The sequence below is a fragment of the Micromonospora sp. NPDC005686 genome (assembly GCF_042871665.1).
Lineage (GTDB): Bacteria > Actinomycetota > Actinomycetes > Mycobacteriales > Micromonosporaceae > Micromonospora.
Window position 1 is genome coordinate 42326 of record NZ_JBIAIY010000005.1, and the last position, 17670, is coordinate 59995.

The following is a 17670-nucleotide window of genomic DNA, read 5'->3' on the forward strand; positions in this document are numbered from 1 at the left end:
TCTCGTGGCCCGGCGTTCGGACGACCACAAGAGTCGTGAGGGCCAGGGAAAGGTTCGCGCAGTTACATGATCGTTATGACGTTCCGAACTGGACACCGTGGTCGGTCATGAGGCGCGGAACCCGGCCGCAGAACCGGGTACCGGGCCGCCGCCAGCCGGCGACGACCCGGTACGCGGGTCAGTCCTCCGGCGTCAGCCGGCCGTCGCGCAGCGTCAGCGTCCGGTCCGCCAGCTCGATCAGTGCCGGGTCGTGCGTGGCCACGAGCGCGGTCATCCCCCGGGCGTGCACCACCGCCCGGAGCAGGTCCATGATCGACCGTCCGGTCTCGGAGTCGAGCTGACCGGTCGGCTCGTCGGCGATCAGCAGATCCGGTTCGTTCGCCAGCGCCCGCGCCACCGCCACCCGCTGCTGCTGCCCGCCGGACAGCTCGTACGGGCGCTGCGCGGCGTGCCCGCCCAGCCCGACCAGTTCCAGCAGCACCGCCACCCGCTGCTCCCGTTCGGCCGCCGGCACCTTGGCCAGCCGCAGCGGCACCCCGACGTTCTCCGCGGCGGACAGGATCGGCACCAGCCCGAACGTCTGGAACACGAACCCGATGGTGCCCCGGCGCAACGCCAGCAGTTCCCGCTCGCCGGCCCCTGTGACGTCGTGCCCGGCCACCCGGATCCGCCCGGCGTCCGGCCGGTCCAGGCCGCCGATCAGGTTCAGCAGCGTGGTCTTGCCGGCGCCGGAGCGGCCCCGCACCGCGACCAGCTCGCCGCGCCGCGCGGTGAAGGAGACATCCTGTACGGCATGCACGGCGTGCTCACCCTTGCCGAAGGTATGGCTCACCCCCTCCACCTGGACCACGTCCTCCACTGCCGTCACCGGCGCCGCCGGCAGCACCACCGTCTGGTCGGTCATCACTCACTCTCCTCGGCGTGCGCCCGCTCGCCGGGGCGCACCTCGACGTGGTCGGGTTCCAGGTTGAGCCGGACCCGGTCGCGCAGGGACAGCGCCTCCACGAAGGGCGCCGGCAGCTGCATCCGGCCGGTGCGGTCGAGCACCGCGTACTCCTCGCTGACCATCTCGGTGTCGCCGTCGGCGGTGACGCGCGCGGTCCGGCGTACCTCGGAGGCGGTCCGGCCGTCGCGGATCGCGACGGTACGGCGGACCTGGCCGGCCACGGCCTGGTCGTGGGTGACCACCACGATGGTGACGCCCAGCTCGGCGTTGATGGTGCGCAGCGCGGCGAAGACCTCCGCCCCGGTCGCCTCGTCCAGCTCGCCCGTCGGCTCGTCGGCGAAGAGGATCTCCGGGTCGTTGGCGACCGCCACGGCCACCGCGCAGCGCTGCTGCTCGCCGCCGCTCATCTGGCCCGGACGGCGGTCCGCGCAGTAGCCGACGCCCACCATGTCCAGCAGTTCACGGGCCCGCTCCCGCCGCTTGCGCCGCCCGCCGCCCCGCCCGGCCAGCTTCATCGGCAGCTCCACGTTCTCCAGCGCGGTCAGGTAAGGCAGCAGGTTCCGGCCGGTCTGTTGCCAGACGAACCCGACCACCTCCCGCCGGTACGCCAGCCGCCGCTTGTTCGACAGCGACAGCAGGTCGTAGTCGGCGACGCGGGCGGTTCCCGCAGTCGGCGTGTCCAACCCGGACAGGATGTTCAGCAGCGTCGACTTGCCGGAACCGGAGGCGCCGACGATCGCGACCAGCTCACCTCTGTCGATCACAAGGTCGAGGCCCTGGAGGGCGAAGACCTCGACGCCCTCGGTCTTGAAGATGCGCACCAGGCCGTCGCAGACGATGTGCCCGCGCAGCCGGTCCCGTCCTCCGGCCCGTTCGGCGGCCCGTTCGGCCGCGCGCTGCTGCAGGGACGCCAGGTCCGGTACGGACGCCTCGGCGGTCGCGGTCATCTCAGCTCTCCTCTCCGAGCCGCAGCACCTCACCGAGGCGCAACCGGCGGTTGTTCACGGCTTCCACGGTGATCGCGAAGCCGAGGGCCAGCACGGCCAGGACCGACACCCCGGCCACCAGGCCGGGTTCGAAACGAGGGCGGATGTCCACACCGCCGGTGAACGCGGGCAGCCCGAGCACCGGCGTGAGCAGCAGCGGCAGCAACGCGCCGACCACCGCCCCGGTGAGCACCGACACCAGCACCAGCGGCGTCAGTTCCACCATCAGCAGTCCGCGCCACTGCCGGCGGGACAGGCCCATGGTGCGCAGCCGGGAGAGCACCTGCCCGCGCGAGCGGGCGCCGGCGAGCACCGCGAGCGCGAGCCCGAGCAGCCCCAGCACGGCGCCACCCCCGGCGCCGAGCGCGAAGCCGAACACCAGCAGGCCGTTCACCCCGGTGCCACCGAGGTCGGCGCGGACGGCGGAACGGGTGCTCACCTCCGGCGCGCGGGCCTTGTCCCCGGCGCCGATCCCGCCGATGCGCAGGTAGCGGTTCTGCCCCTCACGCGCGACCCGGTCCACCTCGGCGGCGTCCACGCCCGCGCCCGCCAGCACAAATCCGGTGGGCGCGAGCTGATGCGGCGCGTCTGCCGGCAACGCCGGCCACGGCAGCACCACGAACCGGCGTATGCCCTTGTCGACCAGCGCGAACTCGTCGACCGTGGCGGCGGTCCGCACCGGCAGCCGGTTGCCCTGCACGTTCAGCCAGGCGGGTCGCTCGCCCCGGGCGTCGGCGAGCCCGGCGTCGGCCAGTTCCCCGGCCACCGCCGGGGAGACGAGCGCCGGCAGCGGCGTACTGCCGTCGGCGCGGGCCCGCACCGGGTCGGGCACGCTCACCGGTACGCCGGCCCGGCGCGCCACCTCGGCGAACCGCTCCCCGTCCACGAGCACCACGCGCAGCTCGGTGATCGGCGCGAGGCGACCGGCACGGTCGGCGTAGGGTCGCTCGGCCGGCACCGTGAGCAGCGGCGCGACAGCGCGTACCCCGGGTAGCGCGGCCAACTCCCCGGCCGTGTCCGGCGCGAAGCGCTCGCCGCGCACCAGCAGGTCGCCGGGCACGGCCTGGGCGGCGGCGGTGTCCCGGCCGGTCTCGATGCCCGTCGCCACCACGCCGCAGAACGCGGCGGTGGCCACCGCCAGCACCACCACGACGAGCGGTCCGGTGCTCGCGGCCCGGCTCGCGCGGGCGGTGCCGAGGAACGCGACGCTGCCGCGCGCCCGCGCGGCGACGCGGCTGAGCAGCCGCAACGGCCAGGGGTACGCGCGCAGCGCCACCAGCGCCGCCGCGATCGCCAGCAGCACCGGCACGGACACCAGCAGCGGGTCCACCGAGCCGGCGGTGAGGCCACGGCGGCGCAGCAGGAACGCGCCGAGCACGGCGAGCCCGAGCACCGCCACCTCGACGGTGAGCCGGACGGCGGGCGACCGGCCGCCCAGGTCGGAGCGGCCACCGGCGCGGCGGCCGACCGCGAGCGCGGCGAGTGGCGGCAGCACCGTGGCCAGCAGCCCGGCGACCAGCACCCACCGCCACGGCGACCCGGCGCCGGGCAGCAGCCAGCCGAGCAGCCAGCCGATCCCGGCCGCGGCCGGCAGCACCAGCGCCGACTCGGCCAGACCGCGACGCAGCACGTCACCGGTCGAGCCGCCGCGCGCCCGGATCAGGTGGAACTCGGCGCGGCGGCGGCGCGCGGCCAGCCGGGCGGCCAGCAGCGTCAGCCCGGCCAGCGTGGCGAGCAGCCCGGCGGCGATGACCGCGAGCAGGGTACGCGCGGCGGCGAGCGCGTCGGCGAAGCGCCGCAGCGGGATGTCCACGCCCTGGCTGAGGGTCATCCTGAGCTCAGTGGACATGGCGCGGTCCAGCCCGTCGACGCCGGCGATCAGCGCGTCGAGGCGGCCCGGTTCGAGCCGGTCCGGGGCGATCCGGTACCGCCAGCCGAACGTCACCGGCCATTCGCGGGCGGTGATCGAGTTCAGGCCCGCGTCGGCGGTGTACGCGACGGCCACGAACGGATCGCCGTCGCCTTCCGGCGGGCTGAGCTTCAGCATCGACGGCAGCGTGTCCCAGACACCGCCGGCCGGGTCGTTCGGCCGCCACACGCCGACCAGGTCGACCGGGCGGGATTCGAGCACGCTGTTGTCGCGGTCCAGCAGCGAGAGGCGGAACCGGTCGCCGGCCGCGACGCCCAGCCGGGTGGCGATCGTCTCGGCGAGCGTCACCTCGATCGCGCCGGCCGGGGTGACACCGCGTTCCGGCCACCGCCCGTCGACCAGGGTGGCCGCCTCCCGGATGCCGGTGCCGGCGCGCAGGTGCAGGTCGATCAGCCCTTTGTCGTCGCTCAGCGTCGGACCGCGCAGTCGCCCGGGGACGGTCTGCGCCGCGAACCAGCGCTCGCCGATCGCGTCGCGCACCTCGGCGGGCATCTTCTCCTCGACCGCCGCGAGCAGGGCTCCCCGGCTGGCGACGACGGGCTGGTCCGAGGCGGGCACGACGTCCGGTCCGGCGCTGTACGCGAGATCCCGGCGGGCCACCGGCTGACCGGCCACGTACTCGGTGAGCCCCTGCCCGGTCAGCCGGTCGGCGACCCGGGGCACACCCGTGAGCAACAGTGCGGTCACCAGGGTCAGGACGGCGAGCAGCAGGAACTGCCCTCCGTATGCGCGGACCCGGCGCGCGGCACCAGGAAGGCTCATCGTTCTCCTCCGATCCGGAGCTGCGCGGCGGCGACCCGCTGGCGGATGCCGGTGGTGATGACGGCGGCGAAGGCGAGCGCGGCGAGCAGCAGCCCGGCGGCGGTCGCCCCGATCGGCACCCACGGCACGGTGAAGACCGCCTCGGGCACCGGCCGTCCGGCGGCCGGGGTGAGGATCACCAACGGCACCATGGTGGCCGCGACGAGGGCGCCGACAAGCAGCCCGACGCCGACTCCGATCCCGGCCAGGAAACCCTGCTCGGCGAGGTAGGCGCGGGCCAGCAGCCGGGTGTTCGCGCCGAGCGTGTTGAACACGGCCAGTTCGTTGAGCCGCCGCCGGGTGGTGGCCCACACGTCGACCGCCAGGCCGACCAGCGCCAGCAGCACCGACCCGAGCGCGGCGGCCAGCAGGCCGGTACGCGCACCCTGCCAGTACGGGTCCTCGGCGGCCTCCGCGGCCACCGCCCGCCGGTCCAGCAGCACCGTGCCGCCGGTCGCGGCGAGCGCGTCAGCGGCCGCGGCGTGCCCGCCGGGCGTGGTGCCCAGCCACCACTCCGCCACCGGCCGGACGCCGCCGCTGCGTTCCAGGAGCTGGGTGGTGGCGGTGGGCAGGTCCAGCAGCACCCCGTCGCCACCGGTGCCGGGCACCGCGGCGACCTGGCCGACCACAGTGACCTCCAGCGTCACCTCGGCGACCGACAGCTTGACGGTGTCGCCGGTCTTGACGCTCATCGCGGCGGCCACGCCTGGCGTGACGAGCACCGGCACCGGCGGGTCGTCGGCCTGGGGCACCACGGCGAACCGGGACGAGGGCACCCGGGCGTACTGCAACAGCCCTTCGGGCACGTCGAAGGCCTGCGTCGCGTCCACCCGGGTGGGGGTGGCCTCGGCGTCGCGGCGTGGCCCGCTGCCCGGGTCGATCACCCGCCAGGCCCCCTCCACCGGCAACGGCAGGGACGCCCCTGCGGCGTCGGTGAGCCGCAACGTGTCCAGGAGCAGCCGGTAGGAGCTGCCGCTGGCGTCGCCGCCGTCGGCCTCGAAGCCGGCCAGGCGCAGCGGCGCGCCGCCGGTGTCGGGCAGCGGCACGGAGAAGCGCACCGGCCGTCCCTCGCCGCCGGCCTCGGCCAGCCGGACCCGCCAGGTGGCCCCGGCGTCGGTGGTGAACAGCGCGGTCACGGCGACCCGCGGCTGGTCGTACATGCTCTCGACCGGCGTGCGGACGGTGCCCGACAGTGTCTTCGCCCCGGCGGGCAGGACGCCGCCGGCCGGCGCGGCCCGGCCGCCGGCGAGCCGGTCCAGCAGGGCTCCGGTGGACGCCCCGCCGTCGGCGTCGTCGAGCCGGATCATGCCCTTCGCGGCGGCGGCGTCCAGGGCCACCACAGTCGCCGGCCGGGCCTCGCGGCCCAGGCGCACGTCGTCGCGCCAGGCGGGCAGCACCCGGTCCAGGCCGGAAACGGCGGCCAGCGCGGCGGCCCGGTCGGCCGGAGCGGCACCGTTGCGTTCGGTCAGTCGCAGGTCCGTGCCGACCGTGTGCTGGGCCTGGTCGCGTTGCGAGCGTTCCCAGGATGCGACGAGCGACCAGGCGAGCGTGCTGCCCCCGACGGCGAGCGCGAGCAGCAGCACCGGGCCGGCGTGCGGGCGGCGGCCCGCCTGCCACATGCCGAACATGGTGGCGTTCCACGTCCGCCGGTCGACGAGGCGTTCCGCGATCCGGGTGGTCGGCGGCAGCAGCCGCAACGCGATCACCGCGCCGGCCAGCACGCCGATGGTGGGTGCGGCGGCCAGCAGCGGATCGATGCCGAGGCTGCCGTTCGCGCCGGCGAGCGGCGACGAGTACTGCCGCAACTGGGTCCAGGCGAGCACGGCCAGGGCCACCAGCGCCACGTCCACGCTCGCCCGCTGCACCGCCGCTCCCCGGGTGGGGCGGGATCGGGCCGCCATGTCCGCGACGTACGTGCCGGCCCGGCGCATCGCCGGCACCACCATGGCGAGCAGACAGCCCATCGCCGCGCCGACCGCCACCAGCCACACCCGGGCCACGTCGCCGTCGGCCAGCCCCAGGTCCGCGCCCAGGAGGTGGATCGCCTGCCCGGTCAGCGCCGGGGCCAGCAGCAGCGCCGGCGCCACCACGAGCGTCGCCTCGCGTACGGCCAGCCCGGCGATCTGTCCCCGGGCCGCGCCCCGGGCCCGCAGCAGCGCGGTCTGCGCCCGCCGGTCCTCGTTGAGCAGCGCGGCCACCAGCACCAGCGCGTACCCGCCGAGCACGACGATCAGCAGCAGCGGTGTGAGCAGCGCGGACCGGCCCACCAGATCGGCCCGGCTGAGCCGGTCCACGAGCCGGTCCAGGTGGCTGAGCTGCTGCGCCGACGCGCCCAGGCCGGTGGCGTCGGGCAGCTTCCCGGTGATCTCGTCCAGCGCCGCCGTCACGGCTGGCAGCCGGGCCGGCTCGACCGCCACCAGGTCGGGGTCGACCAGCCAGGCCGCCGAGGTTGAACCCGGAAAGGTACTGGCGAAGTCGGCCGGGTCCAGCGCGAACGGCCCGTACGAGGTGACCACCGCGTCGCCCTGGCTCTCCCCCACCCCCGGGGCGAGACGCCAGTACGCCTCGGCGGCGTCCCGGGGCCGCCACGTGCCGGCCACCACCACGGTGCCGGCCCGCTCCGCTCCCCTGTCGTAGAGCGGCACCCGCTCCCCGACCTCAAGGCTCAGTTGTGCGGCGACCTTCTCCGGCAACGTCACCTGCAACGGGTTGCTGCCCGGCACCGGCCACGCCCCGGCCGCCAGCTCGGCGTGCGCCGGCAGGTCGTCGAGCGTGGCCAGGTTGGCGAACATCGGGTCGTCGTCGGTACGGGCGGCGCCCACGTCACCGGTCAGCTCCCGCCCGGTCCCGGAGCGGATGGCGGACACGGTGACCGGAGCGCCGCCGAGGCCGTTCGCGAACTGCTCCCGTACCGCCCGGTCCCGCTCGGCATACGCGGCGGCGTCGGCGCCACCGGAACCGCTGATCAGCAGACTGCGCTCCTCCGCCGGAGCGGTGTCCAGCACCGCCCGGGCGCCCGCCTCGACCGCCCGGCGGTTGTAGTCGGAGAGCCCGGTGACGAGCGCGACCGCGACGAGTGCCGCGACAGCGGCGGCGAGCAGCAGCCCACGAGCCTCTATCGCCCGCCTCCACACCAGCTTCATCCGACGTCCTCTCCGGGCCCCGGCGGGCCGATGCCGAGAGAGAGCAGCGACGCCCCGCAAAAGGTTCGCGCCCGTTACATGATCGTTATCGGCCTACCGCACAGCGCCCCGAACCCGGGGAGCGACCGTAGGGTGTGTCACGCCATGACCGGTGCCGCTCGCGGAACCCCTGACCACGCCGTACGCTGGGTCCGCTCGGCCCCGAAAGGACCGCACATGTCTGATCTTGACCACACCCCCGAACAGGCCGCCCGGGAGGCTGGACTCCGCGAGGTCTCGGAGGCGCTACTCAACATCGAGCAAGCGATCAAGAGAACCCAGCGGGCGAAGCGCACGGTGTCCATGACCGTCGGCTGCGACGATCTCGCGCGGATGCTGGACACCGCCGCACGCAACCTGGAAATCGCCCGCAAGGACCTGTTTCAGGGCGCCTACTTCTCGGCGGATTCGCCTAAGCTCTTCTGACCATGCGCAGTGGTGAGCAGATCCGATCGGCGCTCGTCAAGTTCGCCGACCGGTGGCAGGGCTACTCCGGCACGGAGCGCTCCGAGGCCCAGACCTTCCTCAACGAGTTGTTCGAGTGCTACGGCCGCAACCGCAAGGACGCCGGAGCGGTGTTCGAGGACGCCCACGCGTCCACCGGAATCATGGATCTGCACCTGCCGGGCCAGCTCATCGTCGAGATGAAGGCGCCCAAGGAGAGCACACGACTCCCTCAGCACCGCAAGCAGGCGCTCGACTACTGGCACAACTCGGCCGACGTGGCGACCGAACGGCCGGCCCCCCGGTTCGTGGTCCTCTGCTCGTTCCAGCGCTTCGAGATCTGGGAGCCGGGCAAGTATCCGAACGCTCCACTGATGGAGTACAGCCTCGCCGACCTGCCGGACCGTTACGAGTCCCTGATGGTGCTGGCCGGTGAGGAACCGCTGTTCCAGCACAGCAGCAAGGAGCTGACCAGATCCGCCGCCGTCGCGGTCGCCCGGATCTATCAGGGCCTCCTCGACCGGGAGGCGGCCGCGCCGGAGTCGATCCAGCGATTCATCCTCCAGATGGTCTGGCTGTTCTTCGCCGAGGACTTCGACATGATCGAGGGCCGGCCGACCGAGCAGACGCTCCGGTTCCTCACCGAGGTAGGCGAGGTGTGGTCGTCCTACCTGATGCTGGGCGGCCTCTTCACCTCCCTCAACGATCCCGACGACCACGGCCGGCGGGGCGTGCTGAAGGGCACGCAGTACGTCAACGGCGACCTGTTCAACAAGCCCGCGCTCGTCCACCTGACCCGGGAAGAGGCAGCGGAGCTGCTGGAGATCTGCAGGTATGACTGGCGGCAGGTCGACCCGACCATCTTCGGGTCGCTCATCGAGGGCTTCCTCAGCAGCGATCGCAGTGCCCTCGGTGCCCACTACACGCACGAGGTCGACATCCTGAAGATCGTCCGGCCGACGGTCGTCAAGCCGTGGCGGGCCCGGATCGACGCGGTGGCCACGCCGGACGAAGGCGTCGCCCTGCTGGACGAGCTGTGCCGGTTCCGGGTGCTCGACCCCGCCTGCGGCTGCGGCAACTTCCTCTACGTCGCCTACCGGGAGCTCCGTCACCTGGAACACACGCTGAAAGAGCGGATCACCTCGCTGGCCAAGGCTTCCGGCCTGCCGGTTCCCACCGGGCTGCCGTACTTCCCCCTCCGCAACATGCAGGGTATCGACGTGGTGCCGATGGCGACCGCCGTCGCCCGGGTCACGCTCTGGATGGGCCACCGGCAGATGATCGAGAAGTACGGCGCCGCCGAGCCACCGCTGCCGCTGGTCAGCCTCGCCTCCATCCGGACGGCTGATGCCCTGCGGGTGCCCTGGCCCGAGACCGACTGCATCGTCGGCAACCCCCCGTTCCTCGGCTCGCAGTTCATGCGCGACGCCCACGGCGACGACTACCTCAAGTGGCTGACCATCACCTTCAAGGTCGGCATCAAGGACTTCTGCGTCTACTGGTTCCGGCGCGCCCACCAGCATCTCAAGCCGGGCCAGCGGGCCGGGCTGGTCGGCACCAACTCGATCTCCCAGAACCGCGCCCGCTCGGCGAGCCTGGAGTACGTCACCAGCAACGGCGGCGTCATCACCGACGCGGTGTCCAGCCAGACCTGGCCGGGCGAGGCGAAGGTCCATGTCAGCCTGGTCAACTGGGTGAACACGCCGAGCGAGCCGCCCACCGAGTTCACGCTGGACAACAAATCGGTAAGCGGCATCACGGCCGAGCTTCGACCCCCCGAGCAGTCCACTGGCGACGCCCCTGCCTTGCCGGCCAACAAGGGGCGCTGTTTCCAGGGCATGACGCCGGTCGGTGAGGGTTCATCCTCAGCGATGCCGAAGCCAAGGCCCTTCTCGTCGCCACGGACGCCGATTATCGAGAAGTTGTCCGTCCTTACCTCATCGGCGAGGACATCGCCGACCACCCGGAGCAGCGTCCGGGCCGGTGGATCATCGACTTCGGTCATCGTCCGCTGGAACTGGCCATGAAGTATCCAGCCGCGATCAAGATTGTTCGAGAGCGGGTCAAACCGGTACGCGAAACGAACAGGGACCGTTTCCGACGGGAGAACTGGTGGCGCTTCGGCAGGCCGTACACAGCGGTCCGTGACGCCCTATCGGGCCTGCCTCGCTACATTGGCGCGGGAAGGGTCGGAAAACGACTGCTCTTGACCTGGTGTGACGCGTGGACCTGCCCGAGCGACTTGGTCTACGTGTTCGCGTTCGATGACGACTACTCGATGGGAGTGCTGTCGTCGTTCACCCACAGCGCCTTCGCCTGGTCCCAGTCCTCGACCCTGAAGCGAGATATCCGATACACGCCCACGTCGGCGTTCCTGCCGTTCCCGTGGCCCTATCCGGTGACCGACGAGCAGCGGGAGCGGGTCGCCGAGGCGAGCCGACGGATGATCGCCCGCCGCCGGGAGATCTGCGCGGAGGAACAGATCGGCCTGACCCGGCTCTACAACCTGGTCGATGACGGCGCCTACGCCGACCTGAAGAAGCTGCATCGTGACCTGGACGAGGCGGTGGCCGCCTGCTACGGCTGGCCGAAGTCGATCGCCCAGGACAAGGACGAGATCAGCCGCCGACTGATGGCGCTCAACGCCGAGATCGTCGCCGGCCAGCGCCCTTACGACCCGTTCGCCGGACGGGACGGCCAGTCGATCGCGCAGCAACTCGGCCTGCCCGTCGCGTGAGCATGAGCGGCGGGTGGTACCGGTGCGCCGACACCACCCGCCGTCACGACTCAGGCCCGGTCGTTCAGCAGGCCCGCGCGAACCGCCCCGACGAACCGGGTCCACGCCGCTGGGTCGAAGCTCAGCGTTGGCCCTTGCCGGTCCTTGGTGTCCCGCACGCCGACCGCGTCGGCGAATCCGGCCACCTCGACACAGTTGCCCTCACCGCCGGATCGGGATGACTTGCGCCAGACCCCGTCACGTCCCATCGGTCATCTCCTTAGCGATCGTCGTCATCAGCTCACGGGACCCGCCCGCGTCGAGCGCTCGCTCACCGAGCGAGCGCCAGGCGTCCTCGTAGGTCTGGATCTCGTGGGCCTTGTCAAGGTAGGCGGCACCGCACGGGCCGTCCATGTAGATGGTGGTCGGCTCCGGCTCACGCACCTCGGTCGGGAAGTCGAGCATCGTGAAGGTTCCCGCCGCGGCCCAGCGGTAGAGCCCAGCACTCAGTGGGAGCACCCGAATCCGGATGTTGTACTGCTGGCTCGCCACCACCAGGGCATCGAGTTGCCTACCCATCGCGGACCGGTCGCGCAGCGGTCGACGGAGCACCGCCTCGTTGAGGATCACATCGAGATAGGGAGCCCGGGGCACCGTGCGCGCCAGCAATCGCTGCCGCCGCAGTCGAACCTCAGCCTTGGCCTGCCGCTCGTGCTCACTCAACTGCGGGCTGTCGGTGGCGATGACCTCGGTCATGTACTCGACCGTTTGCAACAGACCCGGCACAAGATTCGTTTCGTAGTGGCGGATCTTCGTCGCGGCAGCTTCCAGACCCACGTACAGCTTGAACCAATCCTTGATTGCCTCCCCGTAGCTGTGCCACCAACCGTGCGCCTTGGTTTCCCGGGCCAGGGCGCGCATGGTCTCGATGGTTTCTCGCGACGCGCCGTAAACGCGGCACATGGCTTCCACGTCGTTCGGGTGCATCGGCACCTGGCCCGTTTCGTAACGCCAGATCCGGGGCGCCGACCATTCCAGCTCCTTTGCCGCCGCTGTCACCGTGACGTGCGCGCCTTCGCGAAGTTCTCTCAGATATCTGCCGAGCTGCCTACGCGGGACGGTGCTTCCCGAGTCGTCCACGTCATCTCCTTCGGTGTTGTCGCGTAAGGCACCTCATCCCTTGGTCTGCATTCTGCCGCGAAATATTGCCTCGGGCCAGAGGTGAATTGACCATTGTGGTGCCCGCCGGAGACGCGGCGGGTTCGCGGGGACGGATGCCTTTCCCCGAAACCTCATCCCGGTATCCGTCCCCGCACCCGGCACTGATCCACAAAGGAGAGTCATGGACTCGATCGATCGTATCCTCGGCGACATTCCGCTTCCGCCCTACGTCACCGCCGAGGATGTCACCTTCGCGATCCGGGCGATCACCGTGCACGCGCCCGAGCAGTGGCCCGAGGGTCCACGCTGCCGCAACGACCGGGCACCCCACCCGTGCCGGCTGCACCGCTGGGGCCGGCGGGTGCTCGACCTGCGCGGGCTCACCGACCGGCAGATCCACGCGCTGGTCGCCGAGCAGACGGCACCCGTGCGGTGATCTACGTGACCGGGGAACGCCTGCTGCCGCACCACGTCCGCGCCGCCTACTTCGACAGGCGCTGGCGGGGCTTCGACCCGACCCAGGTACGCGACCACCTCGACCGGGTCGCCGACGAACTCGACCGGCTGAGCCGTGAGCTGGTCACCACGCGGACGGAGGCCGAGCGCGTCCGCCAGGCGCTGCGGCAGTGGCAGTCCAAGCATCGCGCCTGCCGCCACCGTGACCCCGACGCGCCGCCCGGCGGATGGCCGGAATGACCGCGCCACGGTGGGTCCTCCACCTGCCCACCACGCTGACCGGCGCCGACGAGGCAGGCGCCCTCGCGGTGGCCCTCCGCGACTCGCTCGGCCACGTCACGGTCATCGACTTCGGCGAGACCACGATGAGTGAGGAGGACAGCCAGTTCGCGCGTACCCGGGTCTGGTGCGACGCCCGGCTCGACGGCGCCGGCCGGTGCGGGCGCCGCAACGACCACGGCGGCCCGTGCGCGGCGTGAGCGCGACGCGCGTCAGGGGCGCGGGCGGTCGCGGTCCTTCGAGGGCTGGACCCGCTTCGGCTCGCCGGGCATCTTCGGGTATTCCGGTGGATAAGGCATGTCGCCCAGCCCGTCGGCGGCGTCCCGCTCGGCCCACTCCAGCAGGGGTGTGATGTCCCACGGGGCGTCGTCGATGCCGGCGTGCGGGTCGCCGCGCTCGGCGAAGCGGGCGGGCACCGTGCCCAGGTGGAAGTCGTCCGGGTCGACCTCCGGCAGCTCGTCCCAGTCGACGGGTGTGGAGACGGTGGCGCGCGCGTTGGCGCGCAGCGAGTATGCGCAGGCGATGGTGCGGTCGCGTGCCATCTGGTTGAAGTCGACGAAGACCCGCTCGCCCCGCTCCTCCTTCCACCAGGCGGTGGTGACCAGCTCGGGCCGGCGGCGTTCCAGCTCGCGGGCCAGCGCGATGGTGGCCCGGCGCACCTCCACGAACGTCCAGCGCGGCTGGATGCGCAGGTAGACGTGCACGCCCCGGCCCCCGGAGGTCTTCGGCCAGCCGGGCACGCCCAGCTCGTCGAGCAGCCCGCGCAGCTCACCGGCGGCGGTCACCGCGTCGGCGAAGTCGGTGCCGGGCTGCGGGTCGAGGTCGACGCGCAGCTCGTCGGGCCGGTCGGTGTCGGCGGCGCGCACCGGCCACGGGTGGAAGACCACGGTGCCCATCTGCGCCGCCCAGGCCACGTGCGCCAGGTCGGCCGGGCACAGCTCGTCGGCCGGGCGGCCGCTGGGGAAGGCGATCCGCGCGGTGCGGACCCACGGCGGCACGCCCCGCTGCGGCACCCGCTTCTGGAAGAACATCTCCCCCTCGACGCCGTCGGGGAAGCGCTGGAGCGTGGTGGGCCGGTCGCGCAGGGCGCGCATGATCCCCTCGCCGACGGCAAGGTAGTAGCGGAAGACGTCGGCCTTGGTGAAGCCGCGCTGGGGGAAGATCACCCGGTCGGGGCTGCTCAGCCGCACCGGGTGCCCGGCCACCTCGATCTCCTCGACCGCGCTCCTGCCCGCCATTACGCGACCATATGCGATGCCACCGACAGCCGACGTACCGTGGAACGGTGAGTCTTTCCGAGAGCGAACTGCCCCGTACCGAGGACGAGTGGCGCGTGCGGCTGAGCCCCGAGGAGTTCCGGGTGCTCCGTCAGGCCGGCACCGAGGCGCCCTGGACCGGTGAGTACGTCGACACCAAGACCCCCGGCGTCTACCACTGCCGGGCCTGCGGGCTGGAGCTGTTCCGCAGCGACGACAAGTTCGACTCGCACTGCGGCTGGCCGAGCTTCGACGACGCCATCCCGGGCGCGGTCAAGGAGATCCCGGACAACACGCTCGGGATGCGGCGGGTGGAGATCCGCTGCGCGCGCTGCGACAGCCATCTCGGGCACGTCTTCGAGGGTGAGGGCTTCACCCCCAAGGACACCCGGCACTGCGTCAACTCGATCTCGGTGCGCCTGGAGCCCGGCGCGAGCTGACGGCCCGCCGGTGGCGAGGTGGCGGAAGCGGTACTCCCCCGGGCCGAGCCGGACCGTCACGGTACGGGTGCCGACGCGGCGCGGCACCAGCGCGCGCCGGCCGGGCTCCCATCCGTTGAGTTTCGGCGGTCACCGGAGTCAACGCGCGACACGCCGGGAGCGACACGCCGTGGGGCCGGATCAGGTTCGCCGGTTCCGGTTGCTCCGGGGTGCCGCCTGCGCAACCCTCGGATGACACGTCCGTTTTCGGGGGTTTTCGTATGGCTACCTGCGAGGTTTGCGGCAACGACTACTGGATGGCGTTCGAGGTGCGCACGGTAGACGGGTCGCGGCACACGTTCGACTGCTTCGAGTGCGCGGTGCACAAGATGGCGCCGATCTGCGAGCACTGCCAGATCAAGATCGTCGGGCACGGCGTCGAGGTCGCCGGGCGCTTCTTCTGCTGCGCCCACTGCGCCCGCGCCGTCGAGGGCGAGCAGGGCGCCGAGGTACGCGACGCGGTCGGCGCCCGCCCCGCCTGACGCGCGGCGGCCACGCCCAGGGGGGGCCGCGCTCCGGGGACACCGTCCGAGTCGATTTCTGACTAACATCCCTCCGTGACCCGACGGTTGATCATCGCGGCGGCACTCGTCGCCGTCCTCGCGGGCTGCTCTCCCGCCACCGAGCCGGGCGCCACGACCGGCCCCGAGCCGGGCGCCACGACCGCCCCCGATCCGGCGCTCGCCGCGCCCTCGCCCACCGACGGCGGCGCCGCCGCGGCGCTGCGCGACCGGTACGCCGCGACCGGCAGCCTGGCCGGCCTGGCCGAGGAACCCGAGCACGCCAGTGAGCGGCTCGATTCCGACGGTGTCGTGTGCGGTCGCCCGCTGCCCCTGCTCGACCGGCGGCTGGTCGTGTCCACCCGAGTCTTCGTCACGCCGCAGGGAACCCCGGCCGCCGAGTTCGTCGAGATCGCCCAGGAGACCGTGGTCTACCCGGACGAGGCGGCCGCCGCGGACGCGGTACGGCAGATCTTCGGCGTGCTGGAGGCGTGCGAGCGCGACGAGGAGGACGGCCAGGTGACTGCCGGCCACACCGCAGCGGACCTGCCCGCCGGGCTGGGCGTGCCGGGCCGGGTGGTGTCGGCGACCATGACGGTGCCCGACGGCGCCCGCTTCCCGCACCGCTACGGCTGCCTGCACCGGGGCCGGGTGACCCAGTGCGTCGCGGTCTGGACCCGCTCGGCGGCCGGCACCGGCACCTGGTTCGAGCGTGCCGTCACCGCCACCGCCACCGGGCTGCGCACGTCGAAGGACTGAACCGGCACGCCGGGCCGATGAGTCGCGCCAGGGGGAGCACGACCGGCCGGAGACGGGCCGCCTAACCTGGGCCGATGCCCGTCGAGTCCCACCTGGCAAGCTTCGCCGACCTGGACGCCCGCACCTTCCACGACCTGCTCCGGCTGCGCGTCGACGTGTTCGTGGTCGAGCAGTCCTGCCCGTACCCGGAACTGGACGGCCGGGACGTCGAGCCCGACACCCGCCACCTGTGGCTGAGCCGCGACGGCGCCGTGGTCGCGTACCTGCGGATCCTGGCCGACCCCGGCGGCGTGGCGCGGATCGGGCGGGTGGTGGTGGCGCCGGCGGCCCGCGGCGCGGGCCTGGCCGGCGCGCTGATGACCGAGGCGCTCGTGGTGGTGGGTGACCGGCAGTGCGTGCTGGACGCGCAGACGCACCTGGTCGGCTTCTACGCCGGGTTCGGCTTCACCGAGAGCGGTCCCGGCTACGTCGAGGACGGCATCCCGCACACACCGATGCGCCGCGATCCGACTAATTGACGTTTGTCGCTTTTTGTGGCAGCGTGCGGGCGGAGCCGCCACGCGGGAGAGGGCAACTCCCGACAGTCCGGGCGTCGTGCACCGACACCCCATCCCGGAGGCTTTCCATGTCCACTCCGTACCGCCGCCCCTTACCGCTCGCGGCGGCGATCCTCGCCGTCTGCGCGGTGGTGGCGGCGCTGCTCACCACCGCGTTCTCCGGCCCGGCCTCGGCGCACGGGTCGGTTGTCGACCCGGCCTCGCGCGCCTACAGCTGCTGGCAGCGCTGGGGCGGCGACTTCCAGAACCCGGCCATGGCGACCCAGGACCCGATGTGCTGGCAGGCGTGGCAGGCCGACCCGAACGCCATGTGGAACTGGAACGGCCTGTTCCGTGAGGGCGTGGCCGGCAACCACCAGGGCGCCATTCCCGACGGGCAGCTGTGCAGCGGCGGCCGCACCCAGAGCGGCCGCTACAACGCGCTCGACACCGTCGGCGCGTGGAAGACGGTGCCGGTCACCAACAACTTCCGGGTCAAGTTCTTCGACCAGGCCAGCCACGGCGCCGACTACATCCGGGTGTACGTGACCAAGCAGGGTTACAACGCGCTCACCACGCCGCTGCGCTGGAGTGACCTGGAACTGGTCGGCCAGATCGGCAACACCCCGGCCAGCCAGTGGACGCGCGAGGTGGACGGCGTGTCCATCCAGATCCCGGCGAACGCGCCGGGCCGCACCGGCCGGCACATCGTCTACACCATCTGGCAGGCCAGCCACCTGGACCAGTCCTACTACCTGTGCAGCGACGTGGACTTCGGCGGGGCCGGCCCGACCACCCCGCCCACCAGCACCCCGCCGACGAGCACCCCGCCGACCAGCACCCCGCCCACCAGTACCCCGCCGACCAGCACGCCGCCGAGCACGCCGAACCCGGCCGGTGGCTGCACCGCGACGTACGCGATCACCGGTACGTGGGGTGGCGGCTTCCAGGCCGAGGTGAAGGTGACGAACGGCAGCGGTTCACCTGCCCGCGGCTGGTCGGTGAGCTGGAACTACCAGAACGGCCAGCAGGTCAACTCGGCGTGGAACGCCAACGTGACCACGAGCGGGACGCTGGTCACAGCGCGGAACGTGGCCTACAACGGCTCGCTCGCACCGGGTGCCAGCACCTCGTTCGGCTTCACCGGCTCGGCCGGTGCGTCGAACCCGGTGCCCAGCCTGTCCTGCACGACGACCGCCTGACGGCTGTCGCCCCGGCGGGGGCCCTGCTCGACACCTT

General features: G+C 72.5%; 17 protein-coding genes and 1 pseudogene. 11 read left to right on the forward strand and 7 right to left on the reverse strand.

The window, feature by feature from the left end; genetic code table 11:
• Positions 1 to 178 precede the first annotated feature (178 nt).
• Genes ACFYON_RS13450 through ACFYON_RS13465 form a run of 4 tightly spaced genes read right to left on the reverse strand, consistent with a single transcriptional unit; the run spans position 179 to position 7806 of the window.
• Entirely contained in the window at positions 179 to 904 is a 726-nt protein-coding gene (locus ACFYON_RS13450) for an ABC transporter ATP-binding protein (protein WP_354865368.1), read from the reverse strand.
• Positions 904 to 1893, reverse strand: a complete 990-nt coding sequence (locus ACFYON_RS13455) for an ABC transporter ATP-binding protein (protein ID WP_354865370.1) — start codon at positions 1891 to 1893, stop codon at positions 904 to 906. Before ACFYON_RS13455 ends, ACFYON_RS13450 begins: the two co-directional genes overlap by 1 nt.
• Before the next feature lies 1 nt (position 1894).
• The gene (locus ACFYON_RS13460; RefSeq protein ID WP_354865372.1) at positions 1895 to 4624 is read right to left on the reverse strand and encodes an FtsX-like permease family protein; all 2730 of its coding nucleotides are present in this window, start codon (positions 4622 to 4624) and stop codon (positions 1895 to 1897) included.
• Positions 4621 to 7806, reverse strand: coding sequence for an FtsX-like permease family protein (locus ACFYON_RS13465; RefSeq protein ID WP_354865374.1), 3186 nt, complete (start codon positions 7804 to 7806; stop codon positions 4621 to 4623). The genes ACFYON_RS13460 and ACFYON_RS13465 overlap by 4 nt, the downstream gene beginning before the upstream one ends.
• 216 nt (positions 7807 to 8022) lie before the next feature.
• On the opposite strand from ACFYON_RS13465, the gene ACFYON_RS13470 reads away from it, so the two are divergent.
• From ACFYON_RS13470 to ACFYON_RS13480, 3 genes and pseudogenes are all read left to right on the forward strand, one after another.
• Positions 8023 to 8271 (forward strand): hypothetical protein, encoded by a 249-nt coding sequence (locus tag ACFYON_RS13470; RefSeq protein WP_120570987.1) that lies wholly within the window; start codon positions 8023 to 8025, stop codon positions 8269 to 8271.
• A 2-nt stretch (positions 8272 to 8273) separates the two neighbouring features.
• Positions 8274 to 9959: pseudogene (locus ACFYON_RS13475) on the forward strand (DNA methyltransferase); the annotation flags it as partial.
• Positions 9960 to 10150: 191 nt separating this feature from the next.
• Positions 10151 to 11026 carry a type IIL restriction-modification enzyme MmeI gene (locus ACFYON_RS13480; protein ID WP_355095136.1) on the forward strand — a complete coding sequence of 292 codons (876 nt, stop codon included), beginning with the start codon at positions 10151 to 10153 and terminating at the stop codon, positions 11024 to 11026.
• Between the two features lie 50 nt (positions 11027 to 11076).
• On the opposite strand, the gene ACFYON_RS13485 is transcribed toward ACFYON_RS13480, so the two are convergent.
• Together ACFYON_RS13485 and ACFYON_RS13490 are read right to left on the reverse strand one after the other, a co-directional pair.
• Positions 11077 to 11274 (reverse strand): DUF397 domain-containing protein, encoded by a 198-nt coding sequence (locus ACFYON_RS13485; protein WP_354865379.1) that lies wholly within the window; start codon positions 11272 to 11274, stop codon positions 11077 to 11079.
• Positions 11264 to 12145 (reverse strand): helix-turn-helix transcriptional regulator, encoded by an 882-nt coding sequence (locus tag ACFYON_RS13490; RefSeq protein WP_354865381.1) that lies wholly within the window; start codon positions 12143 to 12145, stop codon positions 11264 to 11266. The genes ACFYON_RS13485 and ACFYON_RS13490 overlap by 11 nt, the downstream gene beginning before the upstream one ends.
• A gap of 202 nt (positions 12146 to 12347) precedes the next feature.
• Here ACFYON_RS13490 and ACFYON_RS13495 point away from each other — a divergent pair, with 202 nt between their 5' ends.
• Genes ACFYON_RS13495 through ACFYON_RS13505 form a run of 3 tightly spaced genes read left to right on the forward strand, consistent with a single transcriptional unit; the run spans position 12348 to position 13101 of the window.
• Complete coding sequence (locus tag ACFYON_RS13495; RefSeq protein ID WP_354865383.1) at positions 12348 to 12602, forward strand: hypothetical protein; 255 nt, start codon at positions 12348 to 12350, stop codon at positions 12600 to 12602.
• Positions 12599 to 12862 (forward strand): DivIVA domain-containing protein, encoded by a 264-nt coding sequence (locus ACFYON_RS13500; protein WP_354865385.1) that lies wholly within the window; start codon positions 12599 to 12601, stop codon positions 12860 to 12862. Before ACFYON_RS13495 ends, ACFYON_RS13500 begins: the two co-directional genes overlap by 4 nt.
• A complete protein-coding gene (locus tag ACFYON_RS13505; protein WP_387187491.1) occupies positions 12859 to 13101 on the forward strand; it encodes a hypothetical protein in 243 nt (80 codons plus the stop codon). The genes ACFYON_RS13500 and ACFYON_RS13505 overlap by 4 nt, the downstream gene beginning before the upstream one ends.
• Before the next feature lie 12 nt (positions 13102 to 13113).
• Here the strand turns inward: ACFYON_RS13505 and ligD are convergent, their stop codons facing one another.
• Positions 13114 to 14139, reverse strand: a complete 1026-nt coding sequence (gene ligD / locus ACFYON_RS13510) for a non-homologous end-joining DNA ligase (protein WP_354865389.1) — start codon at positions 14137 to 14139, stop codon at positions 13114 to 13116.
• Between the two features lie 47 nt (positions 14140 to 14186).
• On the opposite strand from ligD, the gene msrB reads away from it, so the two are divergent.
• From msrB to ACFYON_RS13535, 5 genes are all read left to right on the forward strand, one after another.
• Positions 14187 to 14597 (forward strand): peptide-methionine (R)-S-oxide reductase MsrB, encoded by a 411-nt coding sequence (msrB, locus tag ACFYON_RS13515; protein WP_354865391.1) that lies wholly within the window; start codon positions 14187 to 14189, stop codon positions 14595 to 14597.
• Between the two features lie 260 nt (positions 14598 to 14857).
• Complete coding sequence (locus ACFYON_RS13520) at positions 14858 to 15118, forward strand: Prokaryotic metallothionein (RefSeq protein ID WP_354865393.1); 261 nt, start codon at positions 14858 to 14860, stop codon at positions 15116 to 15118.
• Positions 15119 to 15193: 75 nt separating this feature from the next.
• Positions 15194 to 15895, forward strand: coding sequence for a hypothetical protein (locus tag ACFYON_RS13525; RefSeq protein ID WP_354865395.1), 702 nt, complete (start codon positions 15194 to 15196; stop codon positions 15893 to 15895).
• A gap of 74 nt (positions 15896 to 15969) precedes the next feature.
• Positions 15970 to 16413, forward strand: coding sequence for a GNAT family N-acetyltransferase (locus ACFYON_RS13530; RefSeq protein WP_354865397.1), 444 nt, complete (start codon positions 15970 to 15972; stop codon positions 16411 to 16413).
• A 107-nt stretch (positions 16414 to 16520) separates the two neighbouring features.
• A complete protein-coding gene (locus ACFYON_RS13535; RefSeq protein WP_354865399.1) occupies positions 16521 to 17633 on the forward strand; it encodes a lytic polysaccharide monooxygenase in 1113 nt (370 codons plus the stop codon).
• Positions 17634 to 17670: the final 37 nt, after the last annotated feature.

Excerpts from the sequence above, each read along its gene's own strand:
- ACFYON_RS13455 (WP_354865370.1), bottom strand. The coding sequence starts at position 1,893 with ATGACCGCGACCGCCGAGGCGTCCGTACCGGACCTGGCGTCCCTGCAG.
- ACFYON_RS13535 (WP_354865399.1), top strand. The coding sequence starts at position 16,521 with ATGTCCACTCCGTACCGCCGCCCCTTACCGCTCGCGGCGGCGATCCTC.
- ligD (WP_354865389.1), bottom strand. The coding sequence starts at position 14,139 with ATGGCGGGCAGGAGCGCGGTCGAGGAGATCGAGGTGGCCGGGCACCCG.
- ACFYON_RS13450 (WP_354865368.1), bottom strand. The coding sequence starts at position 904 with ATGACCGACCAGACGGTGGTGCTGCCGGCGGCGCCGGTGACGGCAGTG.
- ACFYON_RS13520 (WP_354865393.1), top strand. The coding sequence starts at position 14,858 with ATGGCTACCTGCGAGGTTTGCGGCAACGACTACTGGATGGCGTTCGAG.
- ACFYON_RS13460 (WP_354865372.1), bottom strand. The coding sequence starts at position 4,624 with ATGAGCCTTCCTGGTGCCGCGCGCCGGGTCCGCGCATACGGAGGGCAG.
- ACFYON_RS13505 (WP_387187491.1), top strand. The coding sequence starts at position 12,859 with ATGACCGCGCCACGGTGGGTCCTCCACCTGCCCACCACGCTGACCGGC.
- ACFYON_RS13485 (WP_354865379.1), bottom strand. The coding sequence starts at position 11,274 with ATGGGACGTGACGGGGTCTGGCGCAAGTCATCCCGATCCGGCGGTGAG.
- ACFYON_RS13495 (WP_354865383.1), top strand. The coding sequence starts at position 12,348 with ATGGACTCGATCGATCGTATCCTCGGCGACATTCCGCTTCCGCCCTAC.
- ACFYON_RS13465 (WP_354865374.1), bottom strand. The coding sequence starts at position 7,806 with ATGAAGCTGGTGTGGAGGCGGGCGATAGAGGCTCGTGGGCTGCTGCTC.
- ACFYON_RS13470 (WP_120570987.1), top strand. The coding sequence starts at position 8,023 with ATGTCTGATCTTGACCACACCCCCGAACAGGCCGCCCGGGAGGCTGGA.
- ACFYON_RS13530 (WP_354865397.1), top strand. The coding sequence starts at position 15,970 with ATGCCCGTCGAGTCCCACCTGGCAAGCTTCGCCGACCTGGACGCCCGC.